The 14704-nt window shown below is 48.6% G+C and carries 13 protein-coding genes; 3 read left to right on the plus strand and 10 right to left on the minus strand.

The features are described from left to right. Positions 1-51 precede the first annotated feature (51 nt). From ACPAOP_RS15865 to ACPAOP_RS15895, 7 genes are all read right to left on the minus strand, one after another. Positions 52-1485: a DEAD/DEAH box helicase gene (locus ACPAOP_RS15865; protein ID WP_423708652.1), complete on the minus strand. Its 1434-nt coding sequence runs from the start codon at positions 1483-1485 to the stop codon at positions 52-54. Positions 1486-1841: 356 nt separating this feature from the next. Further along, positions 1842-2960 carry a cellulose synthase complex periplasmic endoglucanase BcsZ gene (gene bcsZ, locus ACPAOP_RS15870; protein WP_423708653.1) on the minus strand — a complete coding sequence of 373 codons (1119 nt, stop codon included), beginning with the start codon at positions 2958-2960 and terminating at the stop codon, positions 1842-1844. A gap of 317 nt (positions 2961-3277) precedes the next feature. Then, positions 3278-4072: an enoyl-ACP reductase FabI gene (gene fabI / locus ACPAOP_RS15875; protein ID WP_423678856.1), complete on the minus strand. Its 795-nt coding sequence runs from the start codon at positions 4070-4072 to the stop codon at positions 3278-3280. A 613-nt stretch (positions 4073-4685) separates the two neighbouring features. Then, a complete protein-coding gene (locus ACPAOP_RS15880) occupies positions 4686-6401 on the minus strand; it encodes an ABC transporter ATP-binding protein (RefSeq protein WP_423708654.1) in 1716 nt (571 codons plus the stop codon). 9 nt (positions 6402-6410) lie between these two features. Next, positions 6411-7517: an ABC transporter permease gene (locus ACPAOP_RS15885; RefSeq protein ID WP_423708655.1), complete on the minus strand. Its 1107-nt coding sequence runs from the start codon at positions 7515-7517 to the stop codon at positions 6411-6413. A 12-nt stretch (positions 7518-7529) separates the two neighbouring features. Next, positions 7530-8468, minus strand: coding sequence for an ABC transporter permease (locus ACPAOP_RS15890; RefSeq protein ID WP_423678859.1), 939 nt, complete (start codon positions 8466-8468; stop codon positions 7530-7532). Positions 8469-8502: 34 nt separating this feature from the next. Further along, positions 8503-10359 (minus strand): ABC transporter substrate-binding protein, encoded by a 1857-nt coding sequence (locus ACPAOP_RS15895; RefSeq protein WP_423708656.1) that lies wholly within the window; start codon positions 10357-10359, stop codon positions 8503-8505. Between the two features lie 1148 nt (positions 10360-11507). Between ACPAOP_RS15895 and ACPAOP_RS15900 the strand changes: the two genes are divergently transcribed. The 3 genes from ACPAOP_RS15900 to ACPAOP_RS15910 all read left to right on the plus strand — a co-directional run bounded on the left by ACPAOP_RS15900 (position 11508) and on the right by ACPAOP_RS15910 (position 12803). Beyond that, positions 11508-11774 carry a hypothetical protein gene (locus ACPAOP_RS15900; protein ID WP_423708657.1) on the plus strand — a complete coding sequence of 89 codons (267 nt, stop codon included), beginning with the start codon at positions 11508-11510 and terminating at the stop codon, positions 11772-11774. A gap of 73 nt (positions 11775-11847) precedes the next feature. Further along, positions 11848-12627, plus strand: coding sequence for an NYN domain-containing protein (locus ACPAOP_RS15905; protein WP_423680271.1), 780 nt, complete (start codon positions 11848-11850; stop codon positions 12625-12627). Continuing rightward, on the plus strand, positions 12624-12803 hold the full coding sequence (locus ACPAOP_RS15910; protein ID WP_423680272.1) for a hypothetical protein: 180 nt from the start codon (positions 12624-12626) through the stop codon (positions 12801-12803). The genes ACPAOP_RS15905 and ACPAOP_RS15910 overlap by 4 nt, the downstream gene beginning before the upstream one ends. Here ACPAOP_RS15910 and ACPAOP_RS15915 read toward each other — a convergent pair. The 3 genes from ACPAOP_RS15915 to ACPAOP_RS15925 all read right to left on the minus strand — a co-directional run bounded on the left by ACPAOP_RS15915 (position 12786) and on the right by ACPAOP_RS15925 (position 14341). Beyond that, positions 12786-13536 (minus strand): IS5 family transposase gene (locus tag ACPAOP_RS15915; protein WP_423708658.1). Its coding sequence is split into 2 segments (ribosomal slippage): positions 12786-13409 and positions 13411-13536, totalling 750 coding nucleotides; the frame shifts between segments, so codons are not numbered across the junction. The genes ACPAOP_RS15910 and ACPAOP_RS15915 overlap by 18 nt on opposite strands. 137 nt (positions 13537-13673) lie before the next feature. Further along, entirely contained in the window at positions 13674-14066 is a 393-nt protein-coding gene (locus ACPAOP_RS15920; protein ID WP_423680137.1) for a type II toxin-antitoxin system VapC family toxin, read from the minus strand. A gap of 5 nt (positions 14067-14071) precedes the next feature. Continuing rightward, a complete protein-coding gene (locus tag ACPAOP_RS15925) occupies positions 14072-14341 on the minus strand; it encodes an AbrB/MazE/SpoVT family DNA-binding domain-containing protein (RefSeq protein WP_423680138.1) in 270 nt (89 codons plus the stop codon). Positions 14342-14704 lie beyond the last annotated feature (363 nt).

The raw sequence follows: 14704 nt of genomic DNA on the forward strand, positions 1-14704 counted from the left end.
AGGTAAACGGAGCGCACTGTTCCCTGATCAGTTTTTTGCGCCGGCCGGTGATTAATAGTCGCCAAATGAGCGACGTGTGCTGCCTTCGTTGGAACGGCTGCCTTTGTAGCCACCGCTGCCTTCTTTGCGTGGGGTGCCAGTGCCTGCACCAGCAGGTTTGCTGAACGAGCGTTGACCTGGTTTGCTGTTACCAAAGCCACCGCCTGATTTGCGGTTATCGCCCGGTTTCCAGCCGCCCGGTTTGCGCGCAGCTGAACGTGGTGCAGATGCTGTTTTCTTAGGTTCAAAACCTTCGATCACATCGACAGGAATCAGTTGTTTTGTGAAGCGCTCGATACGTTTGACATGCATACCTTCCGCGTGGTTGACCAGGGAAATAGCCAGACCTTTGCGACCTGCACGGCCCGTACGGCCAATGCGGTGTACGTAATCTTCAGGAAATTTAGGCAAATCGTAGTTAAACACGTGAGTAATGCCTGGCACGTCGATACCACGGGCGGCAACATCAGTTGCAACCAATACGCGGATCTGACCACGACGCAAGCCGTCGAGTGTGCGGTTACGTGCGCCCTGATGCATATCGCCATGCAGTGCTGCAGCCGCAAAACCAGCGATATTCAGACGATCTGCAATCGTATCTGCATCACGTTTAGTTGCAGTAAACACGACAGCCTGATCCAGCGATTCATCGCGCAGCAAATGGTCGAGCATACGGTTTTTGTGGGACAGATCATCCACGAAATGCACTTTTTGCTGGATGTTTTCATGTTTGCTGGCGGAGCTGGCAATCTGAATCACCATAGGGTCTGTCGTGATGCGTTTTGCCATGTTGCCGACAACGCCGTCGAGCGTCGCAGAGAACAGCATGGTTTGACGAGTTGCCGGAGTGGCAGCAACGATTTTTTCGATATCGTCGATGAAGCCCATGTCGAGCATACGATCTGCTTCGTCAAGAACTAACATTTGCAATTCGGAGAAATCGATCTTGCCGGATTCCATATGGTCGATCAGGCGACCAGGTGTGGCGACCAGGATTTCAGGATTGCGCGACAACAACTGCATCTGTTTCGGGTAAGGCATACCACCCAGAATGGATACGGCTTTGATACGGCGTGAATAGGCGCTGTATTTGTCGGTTGCGGTTGTGACTTGCAAAGCGAGTTCGCGTGTTGGAGTCAACACCAGCATTTTGGGTTTTGCTGCGACGAAACGTGGACGGTCGCCGCGTGAGCGGGCGGATTGGCGTTCCTGATTGGGCGTTTTACCGTTGGTATAGCTGACGACTTCAGCCGTTGCTAATTTGTGCAGCGCAGGCAGCATGAATGCCGCCGTTTTACCAGAACCAGTCTGGGAAGAAACGAGCAGGTCGCGTCCGTTGATCGCAGCAGGAATTGCCTGCTCCTGTACCGGCGTTGGCTTAGTGTAGCCTGCATCAGTCAGGGCGCGGATGATATTGACGTGGAGACCTAATTCTTCAAAACTCATGGAATACTTTCGTAAAAATTTAGCGCGATGAGAAACTAACGCGCGCAAAAATGCAGCGCCAACCAAACGAAATAAACACAGAGAATCCAACAACGGACGACAATGAGATTTCGGCACAAAAGCTTTGCGCCAGGATGATGTCTTTGATGCGACCAGACATGCAGGGCGGGAGGGCTTTTACATGCTAACTCCACTACGGAGATGCACAGGCTTGCGATGCTACAGTTTTATTGACCGCGTTTTATTGCAGTGCAAAAACGAAATGATACATGATTTTACGAAAATTAGCACCCGTTTTTAACAATTCTAGTCGCTGGCCTCTCGTCAGGTTATTAATTTCATGAGGTGCAGGCAACTTATCCTGATTTTTTACAGGCTTTCTGCCATGCCATTTCTGCCTTGCCTTTTGCAGAAAAGACGTAGCGCTTTTCGCGCCATCCCAGCGCGAATAAAGACAGCACCTGATCGTAATACGCATCGGCTTTGATGGCTTGGGCCTGTAGTCGCAGTTCCTGCTGTTGCAGCGCTTTACTCGCCTTGGCTGCCTGCAGGAAGGGCAGCAGCGCAGCGGAAAATCCGGATGAGCCCGGGCCTCTCACTTCGCCACTCTGGATGTTGATGTATTCCGGTGGATAACCCTTGGTCTCAGTCAGTTTTGCCATCGGCAGCAATGTTTTGATTAAGGCGGCGCGATCCGGATCGCGCTCATGCATCATGCCTGCCCATAAATAAACACGGATGGCGTTGTAGCCGCCATCGCCTTTTTCTGCACCGTTGATGTCAGGGGTAAAGCCTTTGTCAGGATGAAACAGTATCCAGTCTGCGGCATAGCCTTTCGGTGACGAGCCGGAAATAATTTGCATGGATGAAGCCAGCAGTTGCTTCCAACGCGGATCTTTCTCTGTGTGATCAAACCAGCGCAAGACTTGTATCGGCAGATAGCTGGCATTGAGTTTCCACGACTTGTCAGCGAGTACAAATCCTGTCGGCGCAGGCAATAGCGTCAAGCCAAGTTTAGGGATATCTGCCGTTTCTTCATTCAGGATACGTTTCGCGAGTAATGCCGAGAGCGCCGTGTAGCGTTTTTCATTCCAGGCATCACCTGCCAGATTGAGTGTGTATGCTAACCATAAATCGGCATCGGATGCCGGGTTTTTGTCAATGATGCCCCAACTATCATCTGTACGTTTGCCCCATTGCCAGGCGGGCAGATGGGCGGTCAGATCACCATAGGCGAGATTGTTTTCGGTCCAGCGCAGGAGCGAGTCAAAACTGGCTTTGTCGTTGGCAATCAGTGCGAAAAACAGTGCATATGCCTGGGCTTCCGAAACGGTAGGTTTGATGCTGCCACTGTGATCAATCACGCGACCGTCGGCGGTGATAAATGTCTGTTTGAAATTCGACCACGCCGGCCATGCGGGATGACAAGCATCGCTCTGCGCCTGTGCATGATGACTGCTGATAAGGCTGGTCAAGAAAATTATCAGGCTGGTCAGTAACAGAGTCAGTTTTTTTGGAGTCTGAAAGACGGCGCGCATGGTATTGATGGGATACATTGCGAGTAATGAATAAGGGGACCGCATTGAATCCGGCTAAGTGTAATCGATAGTGAAAGTCTTGTTGAGGTGGATTATCGGTATTTGCTTACCCGGGTGTGCTCTTAACCGAGCGTATGAATCATCACGATATGGCGGACGATAAAAAAGGTGCAGTCATTGCACCTTTTTAAATGTCAGCGAACCTGTCAGCTGAGCGCCTGTAATTGCTTGTTTATAGCAACTACTTCCAGCAATTACAGATGATAAGAATCGGCATTCAGACCCATCACATGCGAGAAGCCGCCATCGACGTAAGTGATTTCACCCGTGATGCCGTTCGCCAGATTCGACAACAGGAATGCTGCCGTATTACCGACATCTTCAATAGTCACATTGCGGCGCAGTGGCGCATGGTCAGCAACGAAGCCCAGCAGCTTACCGAAGTCTTTAATGCCGGATGCTGCCAGCGTTTTGATCGGGCCGGCAGAAATACCATTGACGCGTATCCCTTTTTTGCCGAGATCTTCTGCGAGGTAGCGCACGGAGGCTTCCAGCGATGCTTTAGCCAGACCCATTGTGTTGTAATGCGGGATCGCACGTATCGCACCGAGATAAGACAGCGTCAGCAATGCTGAATCTTCGCGCAACAGTGGCAGTGCCGCTTTTGCCATTGCCGGGAAACTATAAGCAGAGATGTCATGCGCAATGCGGAAGGCTTCGCGTGAAAAACCGTCGAGGAATTCACCGGCAATCGCTTCGCGCGGTGCAAAGCCGATTGCATGAACCAGACCGTCAAGGCGGTCCCAGTGCTGTGCCAGATCTTTAAAGGTAGCGTCGATTTGTTCGTCGCTGGAGACGTCACAATCGAAAACCAGTTTACTGTCAAATTCTGCTGCGAATTCTGTAATTCTGTCTTTAAAGCGATCGCCGACATAAGTAAATGCGAGTTCCGCGCCTTCGCGTTTGCATGCCTGTGCGATGCCGTAAGCGATAGAACGATTCGACAGTAAGCCGGTGATCAGAATTTTTTTGCCTTGCAGAAATGCCATGTTGACTCCAGGTATTGTCGTAATGCAGATGCGGCTGATAGCCTGAAATGCCCTGAAAGGCCGCATCAATATTACGATGTGGTTTTCGGTCATTTTTAAAAACCTGTTTTTCGTTGAAGCAGGTTTTTAAAAATTTCCCTTTACTGATTGCTGACGCCAGTTTGATAACACTGGCTGTTGTTGTCTTCCCGACAGCGGGCGACGACAACAGGTCGGAATTGTAGTTGCTTCGCGCGAATCGGGCAAATACTAACTTTCATTCCGCAGATGACAATTGTGTGACAAGGAAGTGCCGGATAAATGTCACGCTGCGTTATCTTGCTCCATGCTGCCTGGGCTTTCTTGCTGCAGTGTAGATAACGTCCCGCTTTCACGCTGCTTCATCAGCAGAGTTTGTGTTAACGTCGTCTAACATGCCAGCCTGATGCTGATGGGAAATATATGCCGTCAACGCGTATTTTTGCCGTAAATATACTCCCCCCCAGTATGTTTTTTACCCCCTGTATTTATTCGGACTATTCATCTGTTTTTAAACATACTCCCCAAAAATCCATAATTTACAAGGATGTGCGCTGAAATCTGCCGGGCGTGGCATGGTCACTCAGTCGCCAGATCAGAGGATAGCGTTCGCATGCCCGTGTTGCAGCCCGCGCGGTATCGCTTGCAACAGGGTCTGGGTGTAGGGCTGTTGCGGATGCAGATAAAGTTCGTCCGAATTCGCCAGCTCCACCACCTTGCCTTTATTCATCACCATGACCTGATCGGCGATGTATTTCACGACCGCCAGATCGTGCGAAATAAAGATATACGACAAGCCGAATTCTTCCTGCAAATCCTGTAGCAGATTTAATACCTGCGCCTGTACCGAGACATCCAGCGCCGATACCGATTCATCGCAGATCAGCACTTCGGGTTTCATCGTCAGACAGCGTGCAATCGCAATCCGCTGACGCTGGCCGCCGGAAAACTCATGCGGATAACGATGGAAAGCGGCGGCAGGTAAGCCGACCTTGTCGAGCAGCTGCATCGCCATCGCTACTCTTTCAGTGTTGTTCGCACCGATCTGATGTATCAGCATCGGCTCCATCAGGATCTGTCCAATCGTAAAGCGCGGATTGAGCGATGCGTAAGGATTCTGAAAGATGATCTGGATCCGGCGCTTGTACGGTAAAAACGCTTTGTCCGACATGGACAGGATATCTTTGCCATCAAAGATGGCTTGTCCGCTGCTGGCCTGGTGCAGGCGCATCAGCGTTAATCCGACCGTGGTTTTACCGGAACCGGATTCGCCGACTACCCCCAGCGTTTTACCACGGGCGAGTTTGAATGAGACATTCTCGACGGCTTTGAATTCTTTTTTGCCAAACAGACCTTCTCGGGTATAAAAACTTTTCCCCAGATTGTTAACTTCCAGCACGATATCTTCCGTACCATCAATGCCACGTTTTCGTTCTTTTTGCTCAGGCAAGGCGCCCTGATGGTGGATGAAATCGGCGATCACTGGCAAGCGCCATGGGCGGGTATCGAGCGAAGGGCGGCAATGCAGCAGCGCCTGCGTGTAAGTGTCTTTCGGTTGCTCGAATATCTGTTGCACCGTGCCGGCTTCGCGGATCACGCCATGCTGCATGACGATGACATGATCGGCAATTTCACCGACCAAAGCCAGATCGTGTGTAATAAACAGCACTGACATTTTGTGTTTCACGCGCAGCGCATCGATCAGATCAATGATTTGCTTTTGTATCGTCACATCCAGCGCGGTGGTCGGTTCATCGGCGATCAGTAATTTAGGCTCGCAGGCAATCGCCATCGCGATCATCACGCGTTGTTGCTGACCGCCCGACATCTGGCTGGGATACGCATCGACTTTCGATTGCGGGTCGGGAATGCCAACTTCTTCCAGCAGCGCAATGGCTCTGGCTCGCGCCTGTTTGGCATTCATGCCCATGTGCAGGCGCAGGACTTCGGCAATCTGAAAGCCGACCGTGAAGACCGGATTCAGGGAAGTCATCGGCTCCTGAAAAATCATGGAGATATCTTTGCCGCACAGCTCGCGACGTTGTTCCGTGCTGAGGTTCAGCAGGCTGCGGCCTTCAAACAGAATTTTGCTGTCAGGTGCAATGCTGGAAGTGTCCGGCGGCAGCAAGCCCATGACGGCCAGTGAGCTGACCGATTTGCCGCTGCCCGATTCACCTACCAATGCGACGGTGGCGTTGTGCGGAATCGTAAAGGACACGCCTTTGACGGTTTCCACGCTGTCTTTTTTATTGATGCGAAAAGAAACGCGTAAATTCTCGACCTGAAGTAATGGCGAAGTAGAGTGAGTCATTGTGCTTCCTTATTTCAGCTTAGGATCAAGCGCATCGCGCAGAGCATCGGTGAACATGGAAAATGCCGTCACCAGCACCGCCATTGCGGTCGTCGCCGCCACCAACTGCCACCATTTACCGAGGATCAGTTCATTCTGAGCTTCATTGAGCATGCTGCCCCACGATACGGTGCCGACAGGAACGCCGAAACCGAGGAAGCTCAGTATCACTTCTGATTTGATGAAGCCGACCACCAGTATCGATACCTGTACCAGCGCAACGTGGCTGACATTCGGGAAAATATGGATGAACATTTTGCGGAAATGCGTCGCACCGATGGCATCGGCAGCCCACACGTATTCACGCGCTTTGTGCTTCATGTATTCGGCGCGCATCAGGCGGAAAGGACCAGTCCAGCCGGTGAAGGCCAGAATCAGGATGATGGTGGAAACGCCTTTCTGCTGCAAAACGGCTGCCACCGAAAGTACCAGCAGCAAGTATGGAATAGACGTGAAGATGCTGTAAAACCAGTTAAAGAAGTCGTCAGTGCGTCCGCCGAAATAACCGGCAAATGCACCGAACAAAGTGCCGAGTAAGGTTGCCAGTACAGCCGCAATCAGGCCAACCACGATCGAGGTCTCTGCACCTTTAATTGTTTTCTTGATGATGTCGTGTCCCCATTTATCGGCACCAAATGGCAGAGTATTTGCCCGTTCTGCGACGGTGGTCTTGCCTGATTTTGCCAACTCGGCGTTGATGTCGGCCATCTCCTTTGCCAGCGGATCACTGATGCTGTAGAAATCCAGCGGCTCAGTTTGCCCTGCTGTATTTCCTGCTGCTGTCTGGCGCAATTCACGCAAGACATCCTTTAACGGATCGAGCGGGTTTTCTGTCGGGCTTGTCTGAATCGCGTCCGCTTTTTCTGCTGGTGCATCAGCGCCGATAAAATGCGGCGGCGCATAGCTGACACCGGTTTCCTGTTCCCAGTCTGCGGCAATCATGCCGCTGGCTGACAAAATGAGCATCAGCAAAAATGCCGTGACGATCGCCAGAGAAACCATGGCAATTTTATCGGCACGTAAGCGACGCCATGCGAGCGTCCATAATCCCGGGGAAGTCTGAGTTTGCATAGTCATCTTGTGTGATCCTTATTTCAACTGCACGCGTGGATCAACCGCCTGGTACAGCAGATCGGTCAGTAAGTTAAAAATCATAGTGGCTGCGGCGACATAAACGGTAATCGCTTTGATGACGGGGAAGTCGCTGCGTTCGACCGCCAGTATCACTTCGCGGCCGATGCCCGGAATCGAGAAAAAACGTTCGATCAGAAACGCGCCTATCAGCAGGGCAGGTAAGTTCGACATGACGTGAGTGATGATAGGAATCGAGGCATTCCGCAGCACGTGTACCCATTTCACGCGCCGCTCAGGCACGCCCTTGGCACGTGCGGTACGCACATAATCCTGATTCACTTCGTCGAGAACAAAACTGCGGAATAAGCGCAGATTCGGCGCGACACCGACGGCCAGTGCAATCAGAATCGGCAGGGCAGAGTATTTGAATAAATTTTCGCCAAAGCTGTTACCCCAACCTTGTACCGGAAACAGGCTTAACTGATACGCGAAGAAATACTGGCCGACGATGATGTACACCAGAATACTGATGGACATACCTACCGTGCACGCAATCATGACAGTGCGGTCAGTCAGCGAGCCGCGTTTAAATGCGATTCCCAGTGCGAGGGCTATCGCGATGACGGTTTCCAGGATTGTCAGCGGAATCAGCACTGTCAAAGAAGGCCCGAGGCGACTACCGATAATTGACGATACGGCTTCGCCGGTACTCCAGCTGTTACCGAAATTAAACGTCAGAATTTGTTTGATGAAAATCCAGAGCTGCACGTAGTAAGGCTGGTCTATGCCAAGCTGGGTGCGGATATTCGCAATTTGTTCTACGTTCGACATTTTGCCTGCCAACAAGTAGGCCGGGTCGCCGCCGACCCAGTTAAACAAAAAAAATACCAGCAGAATCACACCCAGCATAGTGGGTGCCATCTGCCATAAGCGGCGCAGGATATAGGCGGTCATAAGATGTCCCGGGAAAACGGATGAGGATGGTGTGTTATTTGTTTTTATCGATGTCGATATAGGTCCATTCGACATGCATTACAGGATGCTTTTTATAGCCGATGACCCGCGCCTGCGAGAGCATATTTCGGTAACGTGCATAGCCGATTCTCTGCGCCGAATAAACTTCCATTACCCGCGCCATCTTGTGATACAGCGCGTCACGCTCTTCACCTGCCGGTAATTTTTGCGATGCTTCATACAGCTTGTCGTATTCAGGAATCGCAGCGCAGCCATTGTTATTCATGTGAATATTCTTGCTGTAAAACAGCTGCATAAAATTATCGCCATCGGGATAATCAGCAATCCATGGCGAAATACGTTGTGTGAGCTGGCATTGCTTTTCTGCTTTCAGAATTTCAGCAAAGGGCCGGAAATCGACTTTCATACGTATGCCAAGGCTGTCGTAAGTTTTTTTCCAGACTTCCGCCTGCAATTTGCCGCGTGATTCGGTTTGTGCTGTATAAGTGATTTCCAGAGGCTGACCATCTGGCAGGGTGCGGTAACCGTCTTTTCCCTTTTTGTAGCCAAATTTGTCGAGCAGGGCGTTTGCTGCTGCCGGGTTATATTGAATGCTGCTGCGGTATTTCGGGTCGTGCCCGACCACACTCGGGGGGATAGGATATTCCAGCGGAACAGCCTCACCGTTATCAACAATGCGGATTTCATCCTCGACTTTATGCGCCATCGCAACGGCGCGACGCAGGGCGATTTTTTCTTTACTCAGACCGCCCCAGACCGGATCCTGCATGTTCCAGTAGTAGATTGTCAGCTCGGGATCGATAATGCGTGAGAGTTGTACGCCTTTTTTTTCAAATTCCGGTTTCAGTTTGCCGTTTTTCATGACTTGCGGCGCAAGTCCGCCGTAAAGCTGGAATAAATCGACTTCATCTTTCTGAAACGCGAGCAAGCGGGACTGATCTTCGAGGATGACGTTGACGATGACTTTGCCGATTTGCGGCATACGCTTACCTTTCATCGCCTTAACAATTCGCTGGTCCGCGGGATCGGCGCTGGCGGCATAGTCCCAATAGACTGAGCGATAGTCCGGATTTGCTTCCAGTACCATTTTCGAGCCGCGCACCCATTCTGTTAACTTATACGGACCGGTACCAACCGGATTGGCCATCGCCAGACCTTGTATGTCCTGATATTTTTCTATGACTTCCCGTGCGACTGCCGACATTGCGGCATACGATAAAATCATCGGTAAATTGAAATCAGGGCGGCTGAGATGAATGCGTAAGGTGTACTTGTCGACGATTTCCAGTCCCGGAATTTTGACGTCGTAGTCGAATTTCCCGGTTTTCTTCGCTTTGGCGGCATAGGCGTCGAGACCAATAATCTTATCTTCCAGTAACCAGCGGTGGCTGGACGCGATTTTCGGATCCATCAGACGCTTGAAAGAGTAAACATAATCCTCCATTGTCAGCTCGCGCTTTTTTCCTTTAAATGCGTCATCCGGCGTGAAGTAAATGCCTTTTTTCAGACGTATCGTGTAGTTTTTTCCGTCGGCAGATATTTCCGGCAATTCAGCAGCCGTTTCCGGAACGACTCTGGCCGGGCTGGCGAGGTAGTCGTAACTGAATAAGCGTTCGAATACAACTTCGTTAATTGTGTTGGAGTACAAGTCGCGCGTTGCGGCGGGGTCAAATCCGGTCTCGGCGACAGGAAAGATGGTTCTTAGCACTTTTGCCGGGTCGGCGAAGCCTTCGTCTTTGGCCGGCGTAGCGGCGGTGCTGATTTCACAGCTAAGAACAAAGAGAAAAAAACTACCAATGGCGCAAATTCTTTTGCATCTGCGCAGATCAATAGCTGCGGCAGATTTAATTTTTGCGAACGTAAATTTCATAAAGCAATGTCTCCGACTTCCAGATATGAGCAACCTGAGCAGCACTGATTCTCGCCACCTGATACAGTGATTTGTTAAAAAGATAAAAAGGCAGAGGAATTTATTTTCAGTGCGCCGTAACCTTATCTTAAGTTTCTGAAAATAAGGAGATGGGAAGAAAATTTTTATCGCTTTTTATTGCACCTTAATGGTGCAATCTGACTGATTTACGAGCGGTAGTCGTGATTTGGCTGCAGCAGGATAAAAAATTTTTGCTGTTATGCATTAAAAGTCCCACAAAAATTGACGCAACTTTTGTGGGATTTCGGTCCGTATTTGCGGGGAAAGTAAATTTTATTCAGTCGGGACTATTTGCCGGCAAATAATTCTGTGAAAGTTTTTCAGAGGGGAGATGGTGCACTAAATTTATGCTGCGAAGCACAAATTAATGCATTTCCTTTATTTTTCTTTTTTTGGCAGAATAATTGCTGTTGTTTTTCTGTGGAATACTATTTGCTAGCTATTGACAGTTAATGGTGAGAAATGGTTTTATGCGCCTTCGGAAAATTTTGGCGGATAAATTTACATATTTTTCTGTAAAATATAAGTTTATTTACACGAAGTTACCGCAGATAAAAATATTTACATGAAGTTGGCTTTTTTACTTCACAGTCTGATAAATTGATTCATGTAAATGTGTAATGTTTTTGAGCAACGGATGCTTGGATAGTCGCAGTAATGCGCTTTATCTGAACGCGGACCTGCAATCGCATAAGTGATCAACCGTAGTGGCGGCAGTTGAAACTGCATAACGGGTTAAAATTCTGGTCTCTATTTTGCTTAAGAAAAATTGAGTACGCCCTGTGTCAGGTCTTATTGGCCACAGGCTGTATTTATAATCGTTTTTGTTTGAACCGTTTTGACGTGAGTCAATAGTAGACCTTGTGGGGTTGGAGGAGTATTAATGGATTTTTCAGATCGCCAGCAAGAGCCGGGCAAGAAGTTCCTGGGCATAGGGCTGGTCATAGCGTTTCACGTAGTGCTGGTGTACGCACTGCTCAATGGCCTGGGTACTTGAATTATTGTGTCCATAAATAAATTTGTGGACACAATCAATTTGTGCCCCAAATTCAATCATGGCATCGTGCGGTACCCAAGGGTAGACGGCGGTGGGCGGACGCTTACAAAATAATAGCGCTGTAGGATGGTTTTTTATCATAGGTGTAACTGCCTCAATCATCATGTTCGGTTGGTGGTCAATTCCAGTTATTGGCGCTGGTGTCGCTTTAACGTGGAAGTGGATACCATCGGTGGCCCAGAAAATTCGATCAACTGAAAGCAAAGCGATTGCGAAAATCGCCCCTCTCAAGGAACAGATTGCAAGACATCAAGTTATCGTTGATGCTTACGATATGGGAGCAAAATCAAGTGACTGAAATGGATATAGTATCTCTTAGATTTAAAGGCACTTCGCCCGCGCCCTGAAAATTAGACCAAAGGAAAAATTAGATGGCTCATTCGATCGAATCAAACAGTTCCTTAGCTGTTCTTATCGACGCCGATAATGCAAGACCTTCAATTGTTGAGGGACTATTGGCTGAAATCGCGAAACTCGGAATTGCGAGTGTAAAAAGAATTTACGGGGATTGGACAACTCCAAATTTGGGACAGTGGAAGCAGGTATTGCTTGAACATTCGATTCAACCGATTCAGCAGTTTAGATATACAACTGGAAAGAATGCAACTGATAGCGCAATGATCATTGATGCAATGGACTTGCTGTATATGGGGCACTTTTCTGGTTTTTGTTTAGTGTCAAGTGATAGTGATTTCACTAGGCTCGCGGCCCGTATTCGCGAGTCAGGTCGTCGTGTTTATGGTTTTGGCGAAGAAAAAACTCCGCGTCCATTTGTTTCAGCATGCGATCGATTTATTTATACCGAGGTGTTTACTAAGAAACCTGAAGATGAATCTGTCGATGTTATTTTGGCGTCTAAATCTGTAAAAGAACTGCGCCAAGACACCAAGCTCATCAACCTTATTCGCGGTGGAATACAAGCATCGTCAGATGATGATGGTTGGGCTCACCTTGGACCGGTTGGATCTTATATCACCAGAATGGCAAACGATTTCGACCCAAGAAACTATGGTTACGCCAAATTAAATGAACTAATTGCTGCGATTGGACTTTTTGAGTTGGAGCGGCGCGATACACGCATGTACACGCGAGATGTACGAAAAAAACAGCTACTTAATTTACTAAGGACTACAAATGAAAAAACTTTATGAATCATCTTAAATCAAAAATTGTTTTGAATATTTCACTTTGTATTGTTGCGCCTCTTTCTTTGGCGCTTCCTCAGATTGGTGCCGCCCCTAAAGGAGAGGCGAAAACTATAGCATCAAAAATTATTAAATATAATTTCCCACTAGGGTCTGTTGACGTTTCACATAGGCAGCCATAAAAAAGCACAGGCCATGGCGACGACACTTTCATAATTTCGCTTCAATTTATCAAACCGGGTTGCCAGCGCCCGATACTGCTTTAAACGCGCAAACGCATTTTCAACCAAATGGCGGTAGCGATACAGCCCTCGGTCAAGATCAGCGTTTCCCTTGATTGAGTTACGTTTTCTCGGGATCACCGCGCGACTGCCTTGACTGGCAATTTGTGCCCGGATTGCCTCGCTGTCATAGCCTTTGTCGGCAATCATGGCACCCGCCTTTGGTAATTTCGCGATCAATTCCGGCGCGGCCTTGCAGTCATGGATCGCGCCACTGGTGATATCAAAGTCGATGGGTAACCCATACCCATCCACCGCCAAATGAATCTTCGTGGTATTGCCAGCACGACTTTTTCCTATGCCTTCATCGCTATCGCTTGCCGCTCCCCCGCTGTGCTGATGGGCTTTGGCGTAGCTGCCATCGATAAAGATCCACTCCACATCCGGCGCAATCACCAGGGCTTTAAAAACCTTGAACCACTTGCCGCTGGCTGACCAGGCATTGAACTTTTTATAGATCGAGTACCAACAACCAAAGGCGGCTGGCAGGTCTCGCCATGGACAGCCCTATTCTCATGCGATATAGCATGCCTTCGACCATCAGGCGTAAATCTCGCTTGTTATAAATACGTTCTTGAAGCAAACTCTTTCGTAGCTTCGACCAGAGCTCGTCATTGAGCAGTAATCGGGGCATGGCAAACTCGTGTTGGATCGGTGTGAAAACCTTAACAATACGAGTTTGCCTTTCTTTTTCAAAGGCTTACGTTCAAACGTCAACAGACCCTAGCCAGAAACCCTTTAATCATAAGGCTTCCCATCAGTTGGGGAAATTCAAGGTGCGCTAACGTCAGGATATGCACTCACATTTTTTGCAACCTTCACAAAGGCTTTGTCAAATGTCTTAAAACCAGTTTCTTTTGCACTCATAGCCAAATGTAATGCATCACCAAAATCCATCCCGCCTTCATACCAATGCAGTGCATAAGCAAGGGCATCCAGATTTTGTGGTTTAAAATTTTCCATGCCGCAAAGCAGTCTGATCGACTTAGCGATTTCCGGGCGCTCACAATCACAAGATTCCAGCACCCAAACCAACTCCAGAAAGACGGTTATCGGTGCGGTACATGGCTCAGCGCCGTTTAACAGCTTTTCTGCAATGTCTGCTTGTGCTGGAGAGTCATTCATCAAATAACGGACAAGGATGTTGGTATCAATTGCAATCATGCCGCTCATTCCTTGCTAGCATCGTCTTGTGCCTTCAGCCTAGCCTTGATTCTGGCTTTGATGTCTGCATCATCAGGTAAAGCGCGACCTCGCTTCGCTAAAAAACCCCGCACTTCCCTACCTGACGTTTTAGGAAATAATGTCTTCGGTGTCAGGGTCAAGCCAGTTGCAGTCATACTGACGACAAACTCTGTACCCGGAGGCAAATGCATATCATCCCTCATTGCTTTTGGGATAACAATTTGACCTTTGCTAGATAATTTGACGGTTTCCATATTGAGCCCTATATGCGGTAAGTCTCGCCATCTTACCTTACCGCAGTATCCAATGGATACCAAAAAAAGCCGTTTTAAATACGGGAAATCGTTCTACAAAACAAAAATACTCCTTACTGGTAAAGGTCTGTAAAGCTTTTGTGCAGCATAGTTTGTAGAATTACTTTTCGTTAAGCCATTGATTCAGATGTAATTAATTCAAATGTATTTACCTAAGTTGACTCTAAAAATTCCGCACAGATGAATGTGGCGGGAAATCCGATATGTGATGACTCACAAAAAAATGAAACGTTTCCCCAAATAAAGCAATCAATTCATTTCATGCATGATAGTAGGGATGTTTTTTTAATTCTTAAATTAATT

Source organism: Undibacterium sp. WLX3042, from assembly GCF_049544825.1.
In the GTDB taxonomy this organism is placed as follows: Bacteria; Pseudomonadota; Gammaproteobacteria; order Burkholderiales; family Burkholderiaceae_D; genus Undibacterium.

Bases quoted from the DNA above. Each gene is read 5' to 3' on its own strand.
- ACPAOP_RS15905 (WP_423680271.1), top strand. From the start codon at position 11,848: ATGGCTCATTCGATCGAATCAAACAGTTCCTTAGCTGTTCTTATCGAC.
- ACPAOP_RS15890 (WP_423678859.1), bottom strand. From the start codon at position 8,468: ATGACCGCCTATATCCTGCGCCGCTTATGGCAGATGGCACCCACTATG.
- ACPAOP_RS15865 (WP_423708652.1), bottom strand. From the start codon at position 1,485: ATGAGTTTTGAAGAATTAGGTCTCCACGTCAATATCATCCGCGCCCTG.
- ACPAOP_RS15910 (WP_423680272.1), top strand. From the start codon at position 12,624: ATGAATCATCTTAAATCAAAAATTGTTTTGAATATTTCACTTTGTATT.
- fabI (WP_423678856.1), bottom strand. From the start codon at position 4,072: ATGGCATTTCTGCAAGGCAAAAAAATTCTGATCACCGGCTTACTGTCG.
- ACPAOP_RS15925 (WP_423680138.1), bottom strand. From the start codon at position 14,341: ATGGAAACCGTCAAATTATCTAGCAAAGGTCAAATTGTTATCCCAAAA.
- ACPAOP_RS15885 (WP_423708655.1), bottom strand. From the start codon at position 7,517: ATGACTATGCAAACTCAGACTTCCCCGGGATTATGGACGCTCGCATGG.
- ACPAOP_RS15880 (WP_423708654.1), bottom strand. From the start codon at position 6,401: ATGACTCACTCTACTTCGCCATTACTTCAGGTCGAGAATTTACGCGTT.
- ACPAOP_RS15920 (WP_423680137.1), bottom strand. From the start codon at position 14,066: ATGATTGCAATTGATACCAACATCCTTGTCCGTTATTTGATGAATGAC.
- ACPAOP_RS15895 (WP_423708656.1), bottom strand. From the start codon at position 10,359: ATGAAATTTACGTTCGCAAAAATTAAATCTGCCGCAGCTATTGATCTG.